At 71.2% G+C, this 18,401-nt stretch carries 19 protein-coding genes; 7 read left to right on the top strand and 12 right to left on the bottom strand.

Annotation, left to right across the window (positions count from 1 at the left end):
* Positions 1 to 156: 156 nt before the first annotated feature.
* Positions 157 to 492 (top strand): RNA recognition motif domain-containing protein, encoded by a 336-nt coding sequence (locus WDZ95_RS07540; protein WP_425777419.1) that lies wholly within the window; start codon positions 157 to 159, stop codon positions 490 to 492.
* A gap of 70 nt (positions 493 to 562) precedes the next feature.
* Here the strand turns inward: WDZ95_RS07540 and WDZ95_RS07535 are convergent, their stop codons facing one another.
* The gene (locus WDZ95_RS07535; protein WP_425777417.1) at positions 563 to 1,405 is read right to left on the bottom strand and encodes an anti-sigma factor; all 843 of its coding nucleotides are present in this window, start codon (positions 1,403 to 1,405) and stop codon (positions 563 to 565) included.
* A 10-nt stretch (positions 1,406 to 1,415) separates the two neighbouring features.
* On the bottom strand, positions 1,416 to 1,997 hold the full coding sequence (locus WDZ95_RS07530; RefSeq protein ID WP_425777415.1) for an RNA polymerase sigma factor: 582 nt from the start codon (positions 1,995 to 1,997) through the stop codon (positions 1,416 to 1,418).
* Between the two features lie 217 nt (positions 1,998 to 2,214).
* On the opposite strand from WDZ95_RS07530, the gene WDZ95_RS07525 reads away from it, so the two are divergent.
* A complete protein-coding gene (locus WDZ95_RS07525; RefSeq protein ID WP_287468765.1) occupies positions 2,215 to 2,760 on the top strand; it encodes a DUF3455 domain-containing protein in 546 nt (181 codons plus the stop codon).
* 120 nt (positions 2,761 to 2,880) lie between these two features.
* Here the strand turns inward: WDZ95_RS07525 and WDZ95_RS07520 are convergent, their stop codons facing one another.
* From WDZ95_RS07520 to WDZ95_RS07510, 3 genes are read right to left on the bottom strand one after another with little or no spacing between them, the layout of a single operon-like run.
* On the bottom strand, positions 2,881 to 3,942 hold the full coding sequence (locus WDZ95_RS07520; RefSeq protein WP_425777412.1) for a histone deacetylase family protein: 1,062 nt from the start codon (positions 3,940 to 3,942) through the stop codon (positions 2,881 to 2,883).
* 24 nt (positions 3,943 to 3,966) lie between these two features.
* A complete protein-coding gene (locus WDZ95_RS07515; RefSeq protein ID WP_287468767.1) occupies positions 3,967 to 4,818 on the bottom strand; it encodes an enoyl-CoA hydratase-related protein in 852 nt (283 codons plus the stop codon).
* Entirely contained in the window at positions 4,781 to 6,019 is a 1,239-nt protein-coding gene (locus WDZ95_RS07510; protein ID WP_425778052.1) for a Y-family DNA polymerase, read from the bottom strand. Before WDZ95_RS07510 ends, WDZ95_RS07515 begins: the two co-directional genes overlap by 38 nt.
* 107 nt (positions 6,020 to 6,126) lie before the next feature.
* Here WDZ95_RS07510 and WDZ95_RS07505 point away from each other — a divergent pair, with 107 nt between their 5' ends.
* A complete protein-coding gene (locus WDZ95_RS07505) occupies positions 6,127 to 6,846 on the top strand; it encodes an SIMPL domain-containing protein (protein ID WP_287468768.1) in 720 nt (239 codons plus the stop codon).
* A gap of 4 nt (positions 6,847 to 6,850) precedes the next feature.
* Here the strand turns inward: WDZ95_RS07505 and WDZ95_RS07500 are convergent, their stop codons facing one another.
* Positions 6,851 to 8,005: an alpha-hydroxy acid oxidase gene (locus WDZ95_RS07500; protein WP_425777410.1), complete on the bottom strand. Its 1,155-nt coding sequence runs from the start codon at positions 8,003 to 8,005 to the stop codon at positions 6,851 to 6,853.
* Positions 8,006 to 8,150: 145 nt separating this feature from the next.
* On the opposite strand from WDZ95_RS07500, the gene WDZ95_RS07495 reads away from it, so the two are divergent.
* Positions 8,151 to 9,701: an AMP-binding protein gene (locus tag WDZ95_RS07495; RefSeq protein ID WP_425777408.1), complete on the top strand. Its 1,551-nt coding sequence runs from the start codon at positions 8,151 to 8,153 to the stop codon at positions 9,699 to 9,701.
* On the opposite strand, the gene WDZ95_RS07490 is transcribed toward WDZ95_RS07495, so the two are convergent.
* Positions 9,650 to 10,096: a hemerythrin domain-containing protein gene (locus WDZ95_RS07490; RefSeq protein ID WP_425777406.1), complete on the bottom strand. Its 447-nt coding sequence runs from the start codon at positions 10,094 to 10,096 to the stop codon at positions 9,650 to 9,652. The two genes, WDZ95_RS07495 and WDZ95_RS07490, sit on opposite strands and share 52 nt — an antisense overlap.
* Before the next feature lie 101 nt (positions 10,097 to 10,197).
* Here WDZ95_RS07490 and WDZ95_RS07485 point away from each other — a divergent pair, with 101 nt between their 5' ends.
* Positions 10,198 to 10,551, top strand: a complete 354-nt coding sequence (locus WDZ95_RS07485; protein ID WP_425777404.1) for a hypothetical protein — start codon at positions 10,198 to 10,200, stop codon at positions 10,549 to 10,551.
* 10 nt (positions 10,552 to 10,561) lie between these two features.
* Here the strand turns inward: WDZ95_RS07485 and WDZ95_RS07480 are convergent, their stop codons facing one another.
* The 4 genes from WDZ95_RS07480 to argH all read right to left on the bottom strand — a co-directional run bounded on the left by WDZ95_RS07480 (position 10,562) and on the right by argH (position 15,248).
* Positions 10,562 to 11,563, bottom strand: coding sequence for a Bug family tripartite tricarboxylate transporter substrate binding protein (locus tag WDZ95_RS07480; RefSeq protein ID WP_425777403.1), 1,002 nt, complete (start codon positions 11,561 to 11,563; stop codon positions 10,562 to 10,564).
* A gap of 32 nt (positions 11,564 to 11,595) precedes the next feature.
* Positions 11,596 to 12,750, bottom strand: a complete 1,155-nt coding sequence (locus WDZ95_RS07475) for a mandelate racemase/muconate lactonizing enzyme family protein (RefSeq protein ID WP_425777401.1) — start codon at positions 12,748 to 12,750, stop codon at positions 11,596 to 11,598.
* A 131-nt stretch (positions 12,751 to 12,881) separates the two neighbouring features.
* Positions 12,882 to 13,769 carry a LysR substrate-binding domain-containing protein gene (locus WDZ95_RS07470; RefSeq protein WP_425777399.1) on the bottom strand — a complete coding sequence of 296 codons (888 nt, stop codon included), beginning with the start codon at positions 13,767 to 13,769 and terminating at the stop codon, positions 12,882 to 12,884.
* A gap of 45 nt (positions 13,770 to 13,814) precedes the next feature.
* Positions 13,815 to 15,248, bottom strand: a complete 1,434-nt coding sequence (argH, locus tag WDZ95_RS07465) for an argininosuccinate lyase (RefSeq protein ID WP_425777397.1) — start codon at positions 15,246 to 15,248, stop codon at positions 13,815 to 13,817.
* Between the two features lie 96 nt (positions 15,249 to 15,344).
* On the opposite strand from argH, the gene WDZ95_RS07460 reads away from it, so the two are divergent.
* On the top strand, positions 15,345 to 16,406 hold the full coding sequence (locus WDZ95_RS07460) for a sensor histidine kinase (RefSeq protein ID WP_287468774.1): 1,062 nt from the start codon (positions 15,345 to 15,347) through the stop codon (positions 16,404 to 16,406).
* 35 nt (positions 16,407 to 16,441) lie between these two features.
* Positions 16,442 to 17,185 (top strand): LytR/AlgR family response regulator transcription factor, encoded by a 744-nt coding sequence (locus tag WDZ95_RS07455; protein WP_166227379.1) that lies wholly within the window; start codon positions 16,442 to 16,444, stop codon positions 17,183 to 17,185.
* Between the two features lie 31 nt (positions 17,186 to 17,216).
* Here WDZ95_RS07455 and WDZ95_RS07450 read toward each other — a convergent pair whose 3' ends face one another.
* Positions 17,217 to 18,371 carry an aminotransferase class V-fold PLP-dependent enzyme gene (locus WDZ95_RS07450; protein WP_166227378.1) on the bottom strand — a complete coding sequence of 385 codons (1,155 nt, stop codon included), beginning with the start codon at positions 18,369 to 18,371 and terminating at the stop codon, positions 17,217 to 17,219.
* Between the last annotated feature and the right edge of the window lie 30 nt (positions 18,372 to 18,401).

Raw genomic sequence — 18,401 nt, 5'->3', positions numbered from 1 at the left:
ATCGCGAAATGCTTAGGTGATTCGGCACTTCGCGCGTAGCATCGCGGGCTTCGCCGTCCCTGCACGGTCGATCACTGGCCGTCCGGTCCCTTGCGGGGCGGGGCGGCCCCTCAGGCGGCCCGCCTTCACGCGGCCACCGCCTTCTCTCGCGGGTCCGTGCCCATTGCAGGCCGTCCCGCTTCTTCGAAAGGCTCAGTCATGAGCAGCAAACTGTACGTGGGCAATCTGCCCTACTCCGTCAACGACGACTCGCTTCGTCACAACTTCTCCGAATACGGTGCCGTGGCCTCCGCCAAGGTCATGGTCGATCGCGACAGCGGCCGTTCCAAGGGTTTCGGCTTTGTCGAAATGGCTTCCGAAGCCGAGGCTCAGGCCGCCATCAACGGCCTCAACGGCCAGTCGGTCGACGGTCGCCAGATCGTCGTCAACGTGTCGCGCCCCAAAGAGGCTGGCACCGGCGGTGGTTACCGCAGCAGCGGCCCGCGCTACTGAGCGCAGCCCCGGGCGGTCACGCCCATGAAAAAAGCCGGCACCTGTGCCGGCTTTTTTTTGCCCGCCGCGCTCAGATCTGCTTCTGGATCAGCGCGCCATGGAACAGCACCGGGCCCGTGGGGCCGCGGTCGCCCGGCACGCCGCCCAGCGGCTCCAGGCTGATCGCGAGCAGCGGGATCTCCCGCACCGCGTTCTCGCTCGACGCGAGTTGCAGCAGCCGCTCGGGCGTGAGCACGCCCAGCGAGCGCGGCGTGGCCCCGGGCGGCACGGCCCAGAGCTGCAGCGAGCGGTCGGCCGCCTCGCGGAAGTTGCCCACGCGCTGCAGGCTCAGGCGGTTGTTGCGGCCGTCGAAGGTCACGAGCACCGCGGGTTGGTTCTTGTCGTCGGTGAGCACCGACACGTAGCGCACCTCGGGCGCGGCCTGCAGCTCGCGCTCGAGCTGGGCCACGCGCGCGTCGCGCTGCTGCAGGTCCTGCTGCAGCGCGGCCACCTGGGCCGCGCGTTCACCGGCGTCGCGCTGCAGGCCGGGCACGAGCAGGGCCGCGAGCACGGCCACCGCCACACCGGCCAGGCCGGCGCCGCGCCACAGGGCGAGGTGGTTCCACCAGCCGCCGCGCGCCGAGGCCGCCGTGATGGGCGCGGCCGACGCGCGCTGGCGCTGCAGCGCGGCCTGTTCCTGCTCGGCATGCACCAGGTTCAGGATGCGCGTCCACACCTGCGGCCCGGGCTCGGCCGCGGGCTGCAGTTCGTTGAGGCTGCCGACGCGGATCTGCCACTCGATGGCGGCCGCGCGCACGGCGGGCTGCTCGCGCGCGATGGCTTCGAAGCGCCGCCGCGCGCCGCCGCGCAGCGTGCCCAGCGCATGGGCGGCGGCCAGCCGCTGTGTCAGCTCGGGGTGTTTGTGCAATTGCATGGCGCTCCCCTCAGGCGAACTGCTTCATGCAGTCGCGCAGCTTGTCCAGCCCACGACGGATCCAGGTCTTGACCGTGCCCAGCGGCAGGGCGAGCCGTTCGGCGAGTTCGCCGTGGCTGAGGTCGCGCAGGTAGGCCAGGCTGATCACCTCGCGCTGCTTGTTCTCGAGCTGTCCCAGGCACTGGTGCAGCGCCCAGGCCTGCTGGCTCGCGAGGTTGGTGTCCATGGGGTTGGGCGAATCGCCTTCGAGCGTCTCGGCCAGGGTCTCGTCGATTTCCTGCGTGAGGTGGGTGCGTTCGGCCGCCCGCCGGCGCAGGCAGTCGAGCGAGCGGCTGCGCACGATCAGGCCGAGCCAGGCCATGGGCGGGCTCAGCGTGGCGCGGTAGTCGGCCGCGCTGCGCCAGACCTGCAGGAAGGTTTCCTGTAGCACGTCCTCGGCCAGTTCGGCCGTGCCGACGACGCGCATCGACAGCCCGTAGAGCTTGCGCCCGCAGAGGTCGTAGAGCGCCTTGAGCGCGGCTTCGTCGCGCTGGGCAATGCGGTCGATCAGGGTCATGAGGAGGTCGTCGGGGTTCGCGCTCATGCGGCGCATTGTGCTGGCTCTTTCCTTTACGCCGCTGACGCGACGCCGGATTCACCGCCCCGGCGGGCCGCGGCGTGAAGTCCATCACCGAGCGGATTACTCGGGCATTCGAATCCGGCGTGGGCCGGCCCTGCGTACCCGGAGCGTGCCTTGCACAACAGGCGCCGGCCATGCACCGGTGCCACCGATCGCAGAACCCTTCCTTCACTTTCAACGGAGCTTTTCCATGATCCTCAAATCGACCCTGGCCGCAGCGGCCGTTCTCGCCATGACCGCCTGCGCCACCGGCATGGGCGCCAAGCCCATGTTTTCGCAAGACGGCCTGCCCGACGCCGTGAAGGTGCCCGCCGGCCACAAGGTGGCCATGGAGACCGTGGGCGTGGGCGAGATCACCTACGAGTGCCGCGCCAAGAAAGACGCGGCCGGCCAGTTCGAGTGGGTGTTCGTGGGCCCCGACGCCAAGCTGCTCGACCGCGCGGGCAAGCAGGTGGGCAAGTACTACGGCCCGCCGGCCACCTGGGAATCCATGGACGGCTCCAAGTTCACCGGCGCGCAGGTGGCGGTGTCGCCGGCGCCCGCCGGCAACATCCCGCTGCAACTGGTCAAGGCCAACCCGGCCACCGGCATGGGCGCCTACCAGGGCGTGACCTACGTGCAGCGCGTGGCCACCAAGGGTGGCGTGGCCCCGGCCACCGCCTGCGCCGCGGGCAACGTGGGCGCCAAGCAGATCGTGCAGTACCAGGCCGACTACATCCTCTACAAGGCCATCTGATCGGCCGGTTTCTTTTCCCCAAGGTCCCCTGATCCGGCCCCCTTCTCCATCAGGCGGGGGGTCGTTAGGCCCTGCGAACGATGGATCGTCGCAGGGCACTTTTTCGAACGCGCGTCCGCTTCAGGCCGCGCGTTCGAAGCCTTCGAGCAGGTTGGCTGCATTCACGCCCACCTCGGCCACCGCGTAGCCGCCTTCGAAGGTGAACACCGTGGGCAGGCCGAGCGCGGCCAGCGCCGCGCCGATCGCCGGGTAGTCGCCCGAGCGCAGCTCGAAGCCCGAGATCGGATCGCCTTCGTAGGTGTCCAGGCCCAGCGGCACCACCAGCGCGGTGGCGCCGAAGCCGGCCACGGCCTGCAGGGCCTCGTCGAGCGCCGCGCGCCAGGCCGCGGTGCCGGTGCCGCGGGGCAGTGGCCAGTTGCGGTTGAAGCCTTCGCCCGCGCCCGCGCCGGTTTCGTCGGCATGGCCGAGGAAGAACGGGTACTCGGTGTGCGGATCGCCGTGCAGCGAGAGCGTGAGCACGTCGGCGCGCTCGTAGAAGATCGTTTGTGTGCCGTTGCCGTGGTGGTAGTCCACGTCGAGCACGGCCACGCGTGCATGGCCGCCGTCGCGCAGCGCCTGGGCCGCGATGGCCGCGTTGTTGAGGAAGCAGTAGCCGCCATAGAAGCCCGGGCCCGCGTGGTGCCCCGGCGGCCGCGTGAGCGCGAAGGCGCTGCGCTCGCCGGCCAGCACGGCCTGGGCCGCGGCCAGCGCGCAGGCCGCGCCCGCGCGCGCGGCGCGCCAGGTGCCGGCCATGAGCGGCGTGCCCGAGTCGAAGGCGAACAGGCCCAGCCGCGCCGCGGCATTGAGCGGCACGCGGTCGTGGCGGAAGGCGTGGGCCTGGGGCAGCGGCCAGACCGAGGGCAGGGCGTCGCGCTGCGCGTTGGCGGGGTCCAGCGCGACCCAGTCGTCCCAGGCGTTCGCGAGGAAGTGCAGGTAGCGCGGCTCGTGCACGCGGGCCAGGGCCGCGTCGAGCACGGCGTCGCCCACCTCGGGCGGGCGTTGCGGGCCGATCGCGCGGCGCTGGAGTTCGTCGCGCACGTAGTGCAGGCGGTCGGGCACTTCGTGGCAGTCCACGAGGCGGCCACGGAACATTTCCTGGCGGCCCGCGTGTTCGGCGTGGTGGGGGTTGATGAGGGTCAGCATGCCGGCGAGGTTAACGCCAGCGCCTCAGCCCTGACCGGCGTCCATGAAGGACTGCAGCGGCGCGAGCGGCGTGAACCGGCCGGGGCGGCGGTCCTGGGCCGCGGCAATGGCCTCGCGCACGTGCGCGTTGCTCCAGATCGCGCCTTGCAGCCAGCCCATCTGGCGCAGGCTGTCGTCGACCGAGTGGTCGCGCGCGTAGTTCACGGCCTGCTTGGTGCCCCAGATGGCCACGGGCGGCTTGGCCGCGATCTCGCGCGCGCACTTCAGCGCGGCGTCGACGGTGGCGGCGTGGCTGTCGAACACCTCGTTGACCAGGCCCACGGCGAGCGCGCGCTGTGCGCCCAGCCGCCGGCCGGTGTAGGCGAGCTCTTTCACCACGCCGAGCGGGATCAGCTTGGGCAGCCGCTGCAGCGTGCCCACGTCGGCCACCATGCCGATGTTGATTTCCTGGATGCAGAAGAAAGCGTCGGCCGAGGCGTAGCGGATGCAGCCCGCGGTGACGAGGTCGACCGCGCCGCCCACGCAGCCGCCCTGGATCGCGAAGATCACCGGCACGCGCAGGGTTTCGAGGCGTGTGAAGGTGGCCTGCATGTCGGTGAGCAGGTCGAACACCGCGGCGCGGCCCTCGGGGCTCTGGTCGTCCATGGTGATGGCGCCGCCGAAGGTCTCGAGCGCCATGCCGGCGCTGAAGTGCTTGCCCGTGCTGCTGATCACGAGCGCGCGCGCCCGGCCTTCGTCGTGGATGCCCCGCAGCAGCGCGTCGAGCTCGCGCCAGAACGTGGGGTGCATGGTGTTGAGCGTGTCGGGCCGGTTCAGCGCCAGGTGCGCCACGTGGTCTTCAGTCCAGCTCAGGGAAAAGCAGGTCGGTGCGTTCATCGCGGTGGGCCTTGTCTCGGGGCTTGGGAAGCGGGCCATTCTGGTCGCCGGGCGCGGCCTCGGCTGTCCCGGGTTTGACGAGCTTGCTCGACTTCACGCCCAGCAGGCGGAAGCGGCGCGTGAGGTCCACGCGCTTGAGGCACAGGCCGGCGGCGCGGCGGATGGCGGCGGCGTCGTTGGTGGGCGCGTCCAGCGTGAGGTCGCGCGTGACTTTGCTGAAGCCCACGTAGGTGAGCTTCACGCCGATGGTGCGCGCGAGGTAGCCCTTGCGCTGCAGGTCGGCCGCCACCTGCTCGCACAGCCGCGTGAGGATGGCGCCGAGCTCGGCGCGGTCGTGCACCGCGTGCAGGTCGCGCTCGAAGGTGGTCTCGCGGCTCAGGCCCACGGGTTCGCTCTCGGTCACCACGGGCCGCTCGTCGCGGCCCCAGGCCGCCTCGTGCAGCCAGGCGCCGTAGCTCTTGCCGAAGTGGGCCACCAGCCAGTCGCGCTCGCGCGCCGCGAGCTCGCCGATGGTCTGGATGCCGTGCGACTGCAGCCGGGCGTCGGCCTTGGGCCCCACGCCGTTGATCTTGCGACAAGGCAGAGGCCAGATCAGGCGTTCGATATCGCCGGGTGTGACGATGCTGATGCCGTTGGGCTTGTTGAATTCGCTCGCCATCTTGGCGAGCAGTTTGTTGGGCGCCACGCCGATCGAACAGGTGAGGCCGGTGGCCTCGAAGATGCTCTTCTGGATCAGCCGCGCGAGCACACGCCCGCCCTCGCGCTGGCCGCCGGGCACCTCGGTGAAGTCGATGTAGACCTCGTCCACGCCGCGGTCCTCCATCACCGGCGCGATCTCGGTGATGACGCGCTTGAAGGTGCGCGAGAGGCGGCGCACCTCGTCGAAATCCACCGGCAGCAGGATGGCCTGCGGGCAGAGCCTGGCGGCCTTCATGAGGCCCATGGCCGAGCCCACGCCGAACTGGCGCGCGGCGTAGGTGGCCGTGGTGGCCACGCCGCGGCCCACGTAGTCGCGCAGCAGCGGAAAGAAATCGACCGGAATGCGGTCGAGCGAATCGGGGCCCCAGTCGGTCTCGGGGTAGGCCACGCGCAGGCGCTCGAACATCTCGGACTCGCGCCGGCGGCCGCCGCCGATCACCAGCGGCAGGCCCTTGAGCTGCGGGTAGCGCAACAGCTCCACGGACGCGAAGAAGGCGTCCATGTCGAGGTGGGCGATGCGGCGCGGCAGGGTCACGCCGCGATCGTAGCCCGCTTACCATGCCCGGGTATGCCGATTGCACCCGTGGTCGGCCCGATGCGGAGGACCCCATGACCCATCCCCTCACCCGATTGCTCGCGGCGGCCCTGGTGGGCGCCGGCGTGGCGCTGGCCGGCTTCACCATCGGCCAGGGCCTGGAGCGTTTCCGGCTCGCCGACCGCAGCGTGACCGTCAAAGGCCTGGCCGAGAAGGACGTGGAGAGCGACTTCGCGATCTGGACGCTCACGTTTCGCCGCGGCGGCAATGCCTTCGGCGAAGTGCAGAAGGCGCTGGCCGGCGACCGCGATGCGGTGGTGGCCTTTCTCAAGGCGCGCGGCTTCAAGGACGACGAGATCGAGGTGCGCCCGCTGGCCGTGCAGGACCTGTTCGCGCGCGAGTACGGCGGTGGCCAGCAGCCGCTGCGCTTCAACGGCACGGGGCAGGTGCTGGTGAAGTCGGCGCGGGTGACCGAGGTGCAGGCCGCGTCGCTCGCGGTCGATCCGCTGATCCAGGCCGGCGTGCAGATCAGCGGCGAGGGACAGACCGGCCCGGCCTACCAGCTGCGCGGCTTCAACGACGTGAAGGCCCCGCTGCTCAGCGAGGCCACGCGCAACGCGCGCGAGCAGGCCGAGAAGTTCGCGGCCGAGGCGGGGGCGCAGCTGGGGCCCTTGAAGGTGGCCAATCAGGGCGTGATCAGCATCAGCGGCGCCGACGGCAACGAGCACGACAGCAACGGCTCGCGCGTGAAGCGGCTGCGCGTGGTGAGCACCTTCGTGTACGAGCTGCGCTGAGGCCTCAGGCCGTCGGGTAGGTCCCCGGCAGCAGGATGGACTTGTCCACCGTCTCGATGTTGGTGTGGCCGCAGAAGGCCATGGTGAGGTCGAGCTCCTTGTGGATGATCTCGAGCGCCTTGCTCACGCCCGCTTCGCCCATGGCGCCCAGGCCGTAGAGGAAGGCGCGGCCGATGTAGCAGCCGCGTGCGCCCAGCGCGCGCGCCTTGAGCACGTCCTGGCCGCTGCGCACGCCGCCGTCCATGTGCACCTCGATCTTCGAGCCCACCTCGGCCACGACCGCGGGCAGCGCCTCGATGCTGCTCTGCGCGCCGTCGAGCTGGCGGCCGCCGTGGTTGCTCACGATCAGCGCGTCGGCGCCGCTGGCCACCGCCATGCGGGCGTCTTCCACGTCCTGGATGCCCTTGAGGATCAGCTTGCCGCCCCAGCGCTCCTTGATCCACGCCACGTCGCCCCAGTTGAGCTTGGGGTCGAACTGCTGCGCGGTCCAGGCGCCGAGGTTGGCCATGTCGGTCACGCCCTGCACATGGCCCACGATGTTGCCGAACTGGCGCCGCTTCGTGCCCAGCATGCCCAGCGCCCAGCGCGGCTTGCTCGCGATGTTGATCAGGTTGGCCAGCGTGAGCTTGGGCGGCGCCGACAGGCCGTTCTTGAGGTCCTTGTGGCGCTGGCCCAGGATCTGCAGGTCCAGCGTGAGCACCAGCGCGCCGCAGTTCGCGGCCTTGGCGCGGTCGATCAGGCGCTCGATGAAGGCGCGGTCGCGCATCACGTAGAGCTGGAACCAGAAGCCCTCGCCGGCGTGCTGCGCCACGTCTTCGATCGAGCAGATGCTCATGGTGGAGAGCGTGAACGGGATGCCGAACTTGCGGGCTGCGCGCGCCGCGAGGATCTCGCCGTCGGCGTGCTGCATGCCCGTGAGGCCGGTGGGCGCGATCGCCAGCGGCATGGCCGTGTCCACGCCCACCATCGTGGTGCGCGTGCTGCGGTTCTCCATGTTCACGGCCACGCGCTGGCGCAGCTTGATCTTCTGGAAGTCGGACTCGTTGGCGCGGTAGGTGCCTTCGGTCCACGAGCCCGAATCGGCGTAGTCGTAGAACATGCGCGGCACGCGCTTTTGCGCCAGCACGCGCAGGTCTTCGATGGTGGTGATCACGGTCATGCCAGGTCTCCTCGGGCGCTTGTTCGGACGATGCGCGCGATGGTAGCGAGCCGCCCCCGCCCGGGCACGTGAATGTGCGACAGCGCGGCGTGAAAGATTTTCAGAGCCGCGGCTACCATGCCGCGACCACGAGGAGACAAGCCCCATGAACCTGGCCCACCTGCTGGCGCGCGACGCGCGGCGCGCGCCCGATCGGCCCACCCTGTTCGACGGCTGCCGCTGCAGCGCCAGCGCGGCGCAATGGGCCGCGCGCGCGGCCCGCCTGGCGGCGGCGCTGCGCGCACGCGGCGTGCAGCCGGGCGAGCGCGTGCTGCTGTTCATGCGCAACCACCCGCGCTACCTCGAACTGCTGTTCGGCGCCTGGTGGGCCGGTGCGGTGGTGGTGCCGGTGAACGCCAAGCTGCACCCGGCCGAGGTGCGCTGGATCGCCGACAACGCCCAGGCCTCGATCGCCTTCGTCACGCGCGACGTCTGGCCCGCGGGCGAAGCGCTGCCCGGCGTGCCCGTGATCGACGCCGAATCGGCCGAGGCCACGGCGCTGCTGGAGGGCGGCGAGGGCGCGCCCATCGTGGAGCGCGGGCCCGAGGACACGGCCTGGCTGTTCTACACCAGCGGCACCACCGGCCGGCCCAAGGGCGTGATGATCACGCACCGCAACCTCATGACCATGGGGCTGACCTACTTCAACGACGTCGACCCCATCGCCGCGCACGACGTGATCGCCTATGCCGCGCCCATGTCGCACGGCGCGGGCATCTACGCCATTCCCCACCTGATGGCAGGCGCCCGCCACGCGGTGCCGGCCTCGGGCGGCTTCGATGCCGCCGAGCTGCATGCGCTGGGCCTGGCGCTCGGGCCGCTATCGCTGTTCGCCGCGCCCACCATCGTCAAGCGCATCGTGGATCACGCCGAGGCGCAGGGCCTGTCGGTGAGCGACTGCGCGCGCGCCTACAAGACCATCGTCTACGGCGGCGCGCCCATGTACGCGGCCGACATCCAGCGCGCGCTGCGCGTGATGGGCCCGCGCTTCGTGCAGATCTACGGCCAGGGCGAAACGCCGATGACGGGCACGGCGCTGTCGCGCGCGGTGCTGGCCGACGCGGCGCACCCGCGGCACGCCGAGCGCATCGCCTCGGTGGGCGTGGCGCAGACGCCGGTGCGCGTGCGCGTGGCCGGCCCCGACGGCGAGCCGCTGCCGCCCGGCGAGATCGGCGAGGTGCTGGTGCAGGGCGACACCGTGATGGCGGGCTACTGGCGCAACCCCGAGGCCACGGCCGCGGCGTTGCGCGGCGGCTGGCTCTGGACCGGCGACCTCGGCGCGCTCGACGCCGACGGCTTCCTCACGCTCAAGGACCGCAGCAAGGACCTGATCATCAGCGGCGGCTCCAACATCTACCCGCGCGAGGTGGAAGAGGTGCTGCTCACCGCGCCCGGCGTGGCCGAGGTGGCGGTGGTGGGTGCGCCCGACGCCGAGTGGGGCGAGTCGGTGGTGGCCTTCGTGGTGCCGCAGGGCTCGGCCGCGGCGGGTGCGACCGTGGGTGCGGTCGTGGATGCGGCCGCGCTGGACGCGCACTGCCTCGCGCACATCGCGCGCTTCAAGCGGCCCAAGCGCTACGTGTTCCTGTCGGCCCTGCCCAAGAACCACTACGGCAAGGTGCTCAAGACCGAACTGCGGGAACGCGCGGCCTCGGGCTGAGCGGCCGCGTGCGCGCGCAGTGCGTCGGCGAGCGCGCTGTCCATGGCCACCACGTGCAGCGCAAACCACTCGTCGAGCGCGTCGAGCATGCGCTCGATCAGGCCCAGGTCGCCCTGGCGCGCGCGCTTGCCCACCTCGTGCAGGGTCTCGAGCACGTTGGCGTGCTGGCCTGCGTGGCAGTTCTGCGGCGGCAGGCCGAGCTCGGCCATCCACTGCTCCTCCTGCGCGAAGTGCGCTTCGGTGTGGCGCACCAGCGCGTCGTAGGCGGGCAGTCGCTCGGTGGGCGGCGTGTCGCGCAGCGCCTGCATCAGGTCCATGAAGCCGTCGTGCGTGCTGTCCATGCGCTCGTCGCCGGTGCGCATGCCCTCGGGCAGGTGGGGGTGGGTGGGGTGCATGGGCCGGCAGCTTAGGGGGGTGCAGCACCGCAGGACTTGACCCAGGTCAAGCGGCGCCGGGTCTGGCCGGGCGCGCCGCGCCGGCGTACAGTGCAGGCGTCATGCACACCCGATCCCTGGCTCTCCTGTTGTTCGCGCTGGCCCTGCTGGGCGCCGGTGCGCCCGCGCCCGCGACCGATGCGCCGCCCGCGGGCGCGCCCGACATCTGGCGCTGGACCGACCGCTTCGGCCAGCTGCACTACACGCCGAAGATCGACATCCCGCCCGAGCGCCGCGCCTTCGCCGAGCCGGCCTCCGCCCCGCTGCCGCCCGGCACCACCGCCTGCGACGCGGCCTGGAACCGCTACCGCGCGAACCAGGCCTGCTTCGACGCCTTCCGCGTGGTGGGCGGCGGCCTCAAGCCCGACGCCTTCCGTCACTGCCAGGAGCTGCCGCAGCCCCAGCCCTGCCGCTGAGGCCGCGGCCTCACTGGTTCGAGATCTTCTGCTCGCGGATCACCTTGCCCCAGGCGGCCGACTCGCGCGGCAGCTCGGCCGCCATCGGGCCCGCGGCCAGGTAGGCCGGCACCGCGCCCTGCTGCGCCGCCACCTGCGCGATGTCGGGCGCGGCCATCACCTGCCTGATCGCGTCGCTCAGGCGCTCGACGATGGGCGCGGGCGTGCCCGTGGGCGCGAGCACATACAGACGCGGCACGGCCGAGAAGCCGGGCAGGGCGTCGGACAGCGCGGGCACGTCCTCGGCGCCCGCGAGCTTGACCGGGTTCATGAGCGCGAGCGCACGCAGCTTGCCGGCGCGCGCCTGCGCGATGGCCGAGGCCGCGCTCACCACGCCGATCGGCACCTGGCCGCTCATCACGTCGGGCACGATCTGCGCCGCGCCGCGGTAGGGGATGTGGACCACGAAGGAGCGCGTCTGGCCCTTGAGCATCTCGAAGCCCAGGTGGTGCACCGTGCCCACGCCCGAGGTGGCGAACGAGTAGCGACCCGGCTGCTCCTTGAGCAGCTTCACGAATTCGGCGGGCGTCTTCGCGGGGAAGTCGTTGCTGGTGACGATGATCAGCGGCAGCGTGAACACGCTGGCCACGGGCGTGAAGGCCTTGAGCGGGTCGAAGCTCATGCGCGGCTGCAGGTGCTGGGCGATCAGCAGCGAGCTGTCGCCGAGCATCAGGGTGTAGCCGTCGGGCGCGGCGCGCGCCACCGTGTCGCCCGCGATCAGGCCGGCCGCGCCGGTGCGGTTCTCGACCACCACCTGCTGGCCCAGCAGCTCGGACAGGCGCGGCGCGAGCAGGCGCGCCATGGCGTCCACGCCGCCGCCGGCCGAGTAGCCCACGACGAGGCGGATCGGGCGCGTGGGCCAGGCCTGGGCCTGCGCCGGGCTGGCCAGGCCCGCGGTGGCGAAGGCCGCGAGCAGGCCGGTCACCAGCGTGCGGCGCTGCGCATCCGGTCGGGACGGGGTGTGCGGGTTCATGTCTGTCTCCTGTCGTTCTGGGGGAATGCGTTTCAGGCCTTGCCGGCGCCGCGCGAAAGCGGCCGGCGCGCGTACTCGGCCAGCCGCTCGGGGTTGGGCTTGAAGCCCAGGCCCGGTGCCTCGGGCAGGCGCAGCACGCCGCGCTCGGGCTTGGGCAGGTCGTCGAACACCAGCTCGCAGCACTGCACCGCCACCGAGTGGTATTCGACCAGCGAGCCGTTGGCCAGGCCCGCGTGCAGGTGCATGTTGTGGTGCGGCCAGGCGCCGCCGTTGGCGAATCGCGTGTTGAAGGCCGCGGCCATGCCCGCGATGCGGCCGCACTGCGTGAAGCCGCCGCTGATGCAGGCGTTGGGCTGCACCACGTCCACCGCCTGCGCCACGAGCAGGTCGCGAAAGCGCGAGGCCAGGCCCTCGTTCTGGCCCGCGGCCAGGGGGATGCCGGTCTTGGCGCGCAGCTTCACCAGGTTGGGAATGTCGTTGTGCGACACCGGCTCTTCGAAGAAGGCGATGTCGTAGGGCTCGACCTTCTTCGCCAGCGCGTGGGCGTGGAAGTAGTCGAGGCTGCAGTTGGCGTCGATGTAGAGCTGCACGTCGGGACCCACGGCCTCACGCACGGCGCGGATGCGCTGCACGTCCTCGGCGATCACCTGGTCAAGCGGGCGCGGCTCGTCGCGCCGCTGCAGCGCGTGGTGGCCCACGGTCATCTTCAGGCGCGTGAAGCCGCGCGCCACCCAGTCCTGGGCGGCCGCGGCGAGTTCGTCGCGCTCGAAGAAGGCGAAGCCGAAGGTGGCGTAGACCGGTACCTCGGCGCGCGCGCCGCCCAGCAGCCGCCAGCAGGGCTGGCCCAGGGCCTGGCCCTTGATGTCCCAGAGCGCGAGGTCGATGGCCGCGATGGCGTGGCTCGCGTAGCCCGACTGGCCGCGCGGCGTGAGCAGCCAGTACAGCCGGTCCCAGATCTGCTCGTGGCGCATCGGGTCCATGCCGACCAGGTGGTGGGCCGCGATGTCGTTGACGATGCTGCCGATGACCTCTTCTTCGGTGATGGCGGTCATGCCGGTGCCGACCAGGCCGGTGTCGGTCTCGATGCTGACCAGGCAGACGGAGAGGCTGGTGTTCTTGGTGCCGCGCGCCGCGTTCACGGTGACGGGCAGGTTCAGCGGCGTGGCCCGCACGTGGGCGATCTTCATGGGGTCTCCTGCGCCGCTCGGGCGGCGGCTGTTTCGGGGGTGGGCGGCCAGTGTAGGAAGCGCCCGGCGGGCGCGGCAATGGCGTGTGCCAAACGCGGCTTTCGCGTTTCGCGAAAGCCGTGCGCGCGGGCTCAGCGCGTGAGGGCGCGGATCAGCGTGGCCGCGGCCGGCGCCAGCGGCGCGTCGGTGCGCGTGGCGATGTGGTGCGTGCGCTTCGCCCAGGGGTCGGCCAGCGGCACCGCGGCCAGCGGCAGGTGCGCGAGCTGCGGCGCCACCGCTTCGAGCGGCAGCACGCCCACGCCCAGGCCCGCGGCCACCATGCGGCAGACGGCGTCGAAGCCGCGCATGCGCATGCGCACGTTGAGCGGGCGGCCGGCGTCGGCCGCCGAGGCCACGAGCCGGTTCGACAACGCGGTGCCGTCGCTGAGCGTGATGAAGGGCTCGTCGAGCGCCTCGGCCAGGCGCAGCTTGCGCCGGCCCGCCAGCCGGTGGCCGCGCGGCGCAAGCAGCACCAGGGTGTCGCGGAAGAAGGGCGTGAAGCCCAGGCCCGCGGGCGGCACCGGCAGGTCGACCACGCCGAAGTCGGCCCGGCCTTCGAGCAGCGCGAGCGGGATCTCGGGGCTGCCGCGCTCTTCGAGGTCGACGCGGATCAGCGGGTGCGAGTCCATGAAGCGCTGCAGGCGCTGCGGCAGCACCTCGAGCAGCGCCGAGGTGTTGGCGAGCACGCGCACTTGCCCCTGCAGGCCTTCGCTGTAGCCGCGCAGGTGCAGGGCCAGGCGGTCGGCGTCGGTGAGCAGGGCGCGGCTGCGCTGCACCAGCATCTGGCCCGCGGGCGTGAGCTGCACGCCGCGCGAGGAGCGCTCGAAGATGCGAAAGCCCAGCGATTCTTCGAGTGCGGTGATGCGCGAACTGGCCGCGGCCACCGCGAGCCGCAGCCGCTCGCTGGCCGCGCTGATCGAGCCGTGGTCGGCGGCGGCGATCACCACGCGCAGCGTGCCGAGGTCGATGGGCTCGTGCATGCGCGGGGTGCGTGGGCAGGCGGTGGGGCGGGCGCTGGGGCGGCCTCAGCCCAGGCGGTTGCGGTGGCGCGCGATCTGCTCGCGCACCTGGGCCGGCGCGGTGCCGCCCAGGGTGTTGCGCGCGGAGAGCGAGCCGCGCAGGCTCAGCACGCCGTACACGTCTTTTTCGATGCTGGGGTGGAAGCCCTGCAGCACCGTGAGCGGCAGCTCGGACAGGTCGCAGTTGTGGCTGGTGGCGGCCTTGACCGCGTGGGCCACGGTTTCGTGCGCGTCGCGAAAGGGCAGGCCCTTCTTGACCAGGTAGTCGGCGAGGTCGGTGGCGGTGGCGTAGCCCTTGTTGGCCGCGGCCTCCATGGCGGCGGCGTTCACCGTGATGCCGCCTTCCTTGGCGCCGGTGGCCGGGTTGACCTGGCCGCCCACCATCTCGGCGAAGATGCGCAGCGTGTCCTTGAGCGTGTCCACGGTGTCGAACAGCGGCTCTTTGTCTTCCTGGTTGTCCTTGTTGTAGGCCAGGGGCTGGCCCTTCATGAGCGTGATCAGGCCCATCAGGTGACCCACCACGCGGCCGGTCTTGCCGCGCGCGAGCTCGGGCACGTCGGGGTTCTTCTTCTGCGGCATGATCGACGAGCCCGTGGTGAAGCGGTCGGCGATCTTCACGAAGCCGAAGTTCTGGCTCATCCACAGAATGAGCTCTTCGCTCAGACGGCTGATGTGCACCATGCACAGCGATGCCGCGGCGGTGAACTCGATCGCGAAGTCGCGGTCGCTCACGCCGTCGAGGCTGTTCTGGCACACGCCTTCCATGCCCAGCGTCTTCGCCACGCGTTCGCGGTCGAGCGGGTAGGTGGTGCCGGCCAGGGCCGCGCTGCCCAGGGGCAGCCGGTTGGTGCGGCGGCGCACGTCGGCGAAGCGCTCGGCATCGCGCGAGAACATCTCCACGTAGGCCAGCAGGTGGTGCGCGAAGCTCACGGGCTGGGCCACCTGCAGGTGGGTGAAGCCGGGCAGGATCACCTCCACATTGCGCTCGGCCACCTCCACCAGCGCGCGCTGCAGGTCGGTGAGCAGGCCGATGATGAGGTCGGTCTCGCCGCGCAGCCACAGGCGCACGTCGGTGGCGACCTGGTCGTTGCGGCTGCGGCCGGTGTGCAGCCGTTTGCCCGCGTCGCCCACGAGCTGCGTGAGCCGCGCTTCGATGTTCAGGTGCACGTCTTCGAGGTCGAGCTGCCACTGGAAGGTGCCGGCCTCGATCTCGCTCGTGATCTGCGCCATGCCGCGCTGGATGTCGGCCAGGTCGGACGCGCCGATGATGCCTTGCGCCGCGAGCATCTCGGCGTGCGCGAGGCTGCCCTGGATGTCGGCTTGCCAGAGGCGTTTGTCGAAGAAAACACTGGCCGTGTATCGCTTGACCAACTCGCTCATGGGCTCCGAGAATAGGGCGGACCAGGCTTCGGATTTCTTGTCGAGTTGGTTGGATGACATGGTGTTGTCAGCGGCTGGATGGGGGGTTTTTCGAGCGCCTGGGCGACCATGCGCGGGCCTGGGTGGCCGACCGGATGGAAAACGGCATCGCTTCCCATGAAAGATTCGCGGATTTTATCGACCTTCCAGGAGCTGCCCCACGCGGCGGGCGCCCGTGGCCTCTCCGACATGCCCGACCCCGCGCGGGCCCGCGTGCAGGTCTTCGACACCTGCCAGGTGGGCGTGGTGCTGCGCGCCGTGCTCTGCGTGCAGGCCTCGGTGGCGGTGGCCGCGCTGTTCCAGGCCGACACCTTCATCGACTGGGGCACGCGCATGGCGGTGCTCACGGGCGCGGCGCTGCCCGCGGTGCTGGCCTGGCTGCTGGTGATCTGCGCCATCAAGCGCCCGCTGGGCCGCATGGCCAGCCCGATGCAGTGGACCATCGGCGTGTCGTTGGGCGCGCTCGCGGGCCTCTACGGCTGCGGGCTGGTGGCCTGGCTGGGCATCATCGACCACAACCGCTGGCTGGCCAGCGCGGCCGCGGGCGCGCTGGTGGCGGCGGTGCTGGTGGCCGGGCTGGTCTGGCGCGCCAAGGCCCGCATGCCCGCGGGCACCACGGCGCGGCTGGCCGAGCTGCAGGCGCGCATCCGGCCGCACTTCTTGTTCAACACCCTCAACAGCGCGATCGCGCTGGTGCGTGAGGAGCCGGCCAAGGCCGAGGCCCTGCTCGAAGACCTGAGCGAGCTGTTCCGCCACGCGCTGGCCGACCCCAAGGAGGCCGTGCCGCTGTGGCAGGAGCTCGAGCTGGCCGAGCACTACCTCGCGATCGAGCATGTGCGCTTCGGCGACCGGCTGCAGATCGAGTGGTCGATCGACGAGGCCGCGTCCAAGGCGCGCCTGCCGCCCCTGATCCTGCAGCCGCTGGTGGAAAACGCGATCAAGCACGGCGTGGAGCCCAGCCCCACCGGCGCCACGGTGCGCATCAGCACCCAGCGCCGCGGCAGCGTGGTGGTGATCAAGGTCACCAACACCGTGCCTTCGGGCACGGGCAAGCGGGGGAACGGCCTGGCCCTGGACAACGTGCGGCAGCGCCTGTCTTTGTTGCATGATGTGCAGGGTCGCTTCCAGAGCGCGCTGGTCAACGGCGTGTTCCAGGTGCGGCTGGAAATCCCGGTATAAGCGCGGCTGGCAAGACGCCGATCACGGAGCAACACATGGCACTGAAGGTACTGATCGTCGACGATGAAGTCCTCGCACGTTCGCGCATGCGCACGCTGCTGAGCGAATGCACCGAGCCCCGCACCGACGTGGTCGGCGAGGCGGGCAATGCCGTGCAGGCCATGGACATGATCCAGCGCACCCACTGCGAACTCGTGCTGCTCGACGTGCACATGCCCGGGGTCGACGGTATCACCCTGGCCAACACCCTGCGCCAGATGGCGGCGCCGCCCTCCATCGTGTTCGTGACGGCCTATGCCGAGCATGCGGTGAGCGCGTTCGAGGTCGAGGCGGTCGACTACCTGACCAAGCCGGTGCGCCGCGAGCGGCTGCAGCAGGCGCTGCAGAAGGTGGTGAAGGCGCGCGCCGGCAAGGACGGCGGCTCGCCCGACGCCGGCCCGCCCGAGGCGCTGATCATCCAGGAGCGCGGCCGCAGCGAGCGCGTGGCGCTGTCCGACATCATCTACCTCAAGGCCGAGCTCAAGTACATCACCGTGCGCACGGCCGAAAAGGAGCACATCTACGACGGCGCGCTGAGTGACCTCGAAGCGCGCTACTCGCACCTGTTCGTGCGCGTGCACCGCAACGCGCTGGTGTCGCGCCGCGCGGTGCGCGCCGTTGAGAAACACACCGATCCGGTGGACGGCGAAGGCTGGATGGTGCGCCTGGACGGCGTGGACGAGCGCCTGGCCGTGTCGCGCCGCCAGCTCGCGGCGGTGCGCGAAGCCCTGATGGGCTGAACGCGGGCCCGGCGCCGGGCCCGCTGCGCGATCAGGCGGCCTTGCGGGCCGCCTCGATGGGCGCCACCTGCTGCAGCGCGGCTTCGAGCCGGGCCACGGTGGCGGGCACGTCGTGCCACTTGTCCAGGCCGAACAGGCCCAGCCGGAAGGTCTTGAAGTCGGCGCCTTCGTCGCACTGCAGCGGCACGCCCGCGGCGGTCTGCAGGCCCAGCGCCAGGAAGGCCTTGCTCGATTGCACCTCGGCGTTCGTGGTGTGGCTCACCACCACGCCCGGGGCCTTGAAGCCCTCGGCCGCCACGCTGGCAAAGCCGTGGCGTTCCACCAGCGCACGCACCGCCTGGCCCAGCGCGATCTGCTCCTCGCGCACGCGCTCGAAGCCATAGGCCTCGGTTTCGAGCATGGTGGCATGCAGGCGCGCCAGCGCGTCGGTGGGCAGGGTGGTGTGGTAGGCGTGGCCGCCGCCCTCGTAGGTTTCCATGATCTGCAGCCACTTCTTCAGGTCCATCGCGAAGGTGGTGCTCTGGGTGGCGTCGATGGCCTGGCGCGCGCGTTCGCTGAGCATGACCATGGCGCAGCAGGGCGAGCTGCTCCAGCCCTTTTGCGGCGCGCTGATGAGGATGTCCACGCCGGTGGCGCGCATGTCCACCCACATCGCGCCCGAGGCGATGCAGTCGAGCACGAACAGGCCGCCTACGGCGTGCACCGCGTCGGCCACGGCCTTGAGGTAGGCGTCGGGCAGCATCATGCCGGCCGCGGTTTCCACGTGCGGCGCGAACACCAGCGCGGGCTTCTCGCGCGCGATGGTGGCCACCACCTCGTCGATCGGCGCCGGCGCCCAGGGCGCCTGCGCGCCCGCGCGCACAGGCCGCGCCTTGAGCACGGTGTGGCTCGCGGGGATCGCGCCCATGTCGAAGATCTGCGTCCAGCGGTAGCTGAACCAGCCGTTGCGGATCACGAGCACGTGCTTGCCGTGCGCGAACTGGCGCGCCACCGATTCCATGCCGAAGGTGCCGCTGCCCGGCACCAGCACGGCCGAGTGCGCGCCGTAGACGCGCTTGAGCAGGGTGGAGATGCCCGTCATGACGCCCTGGAAGCGACGCGACATGTGGTTGAGCGCGCGGTCGGTGTAGACCACCGAGAACTCGTAGAGGCCGTCGGGGTCGACGTCGGGCAGCAGGCCGGGCATGAATGTCTCCTGGTGTTGTGGGGGCGCGGC

The sequence above is a fragment of the Hydrogenophaga sp. T2 genome (genome assembly GCF_049843535.1).
Taxonomy (GTDB): domain Bacteria; phylum Pseudomonadota; class Gammaproteobacteria; order Burkholderiales; family Burkholderiaceae_C; genus Hydrogenophaga; species Hydrogenophaga crocea.
Note: the sequence above shows the minus strand (reverse complement) of the source record. Positions and strands in the feature narration are given on the sequence as shown.

Coding starts and splice junctions, on each gene's coding strand:
- WDZ95_RS07470 (WP_425777399.1), bottom strand. CDS start 13,769: ATGCACGAGCCCATCGACCTCGGCACGCTGCGCGTGGTGATCGCCGCC.
- WDZ95_RS07475 (WP_425777401.1), bottom strand. CDS start 12,750: ATGAAGATCGCCCACGTGCGGGCCACGCCGCTGAACCTGCCCGTCACC.
- WDZ95_RS07505 (WP_287468768.1), top strand. CDS start 6,127: ATGACCCATCCCCTCACCCGATTGCTCGCGGCGGCCCTGGTGGGCGCC.
- WDZ95_RS07525 (WP_287468765.1), top strand. CDS start 2,215: ATGATCCTCAAATCGACCCTGGCCGCAGCGGCCGTTCTCGCCATGACC.
- WDZ95_RS07510 (WP_425778052.1), bottom strand. CDS start 6,019: ATGGACGCCTTCTTCGCGTCCGTGGAGCTGTTGCGCTACCCGCAGCTC.
- WDZ95_RS07520 (WP_425777412.1), bottom strand. CDS start 3,942: ATGCTGACCCTCATCAACCCCCACCACGCCGAACACGCGGGCCGCCAG.
- WDZ95_RS07450 (WP_166227378.1), bottom strand. CDS start 18,371: ATGCCCGGCCTGCTGCCCGACGTCGACCCCGACGGCCTCTACGAGTTC.
- WDZ95_RS07515 (WP_287468767.1), bottom strand. CDS start 4,818: ATGAACGCACCGACCTGCTTTTCCCTGAGCTGGACTGAAGACCACGTG.
- WDZ95_RS07500 (WP_425777410.1), bottom strand. CDS start 8,005: ATGACCGTGATCACCACCATCGAAGACCTGCGCGTGCTGGCGCAAAAG.
- argH (WP_425777397.1), bottom strand. CDS start 15,248: ATGTCATCCAACCAACTCGACAAGAAATCCGAAGCCTGGTCCGCCCTA.
- WDZ95_RS07485 (WP_425777404.1), top strand. CDS start 10,198: ATGCACACCCGATCCCTGGCTCTCCTGTTGTTCGCGCTGGCCCTGCTG.
- WDZ95_RS07530 (WP_425777415.1), bottom strand. CDS start 1,997: ATGCGCCGCATGAGCGCGAACCCCGACGACCTCCTCATGACCCTGATC.
- WDZ95_RS07455 (WP_166227379.1), top strand. CDS start 16,442: ATGGCACTGAAGGTACTGATCGTCGACGATGAAGTCCTCGCACGTTCG.
- WDZ95_RS07495 (WP_425777408.1), top strand. CDS start 8,151: ATGAACCTGGCCCACCTGCTGGCGCGCGACGCGCGGCGCGCGCCCGAT.
- WDZ95_RS07535 (WP_425777417.1), bottom strand. CDS start 1,405: ATGCAATTGCACAAACACCCCGAGCTGACACAGCGGCTGGCCGCCGCC.
- WDZ95_RS07460 (WP_287468774.1), top strand. CDS start 15,345: ATGAAAGATTCGCGGATTTTATCGACCTTCCAGGAGCTGCCCCACGCG.
- WDZ95_RS07490 (WP_425777406.1), bottom strand. CDS start 10,096: ATGCACCCCACCCACCCCCACCTGCCCGAGGGCATGCGCACCGGCGAC.
- WDZ95_RS07480 (WP_425777403.1), bottom strand. CDS start 11,563: ATGAACCCGCACACCCCGTCCCGACCGGATGCGCAGCGCCGCACGCTG.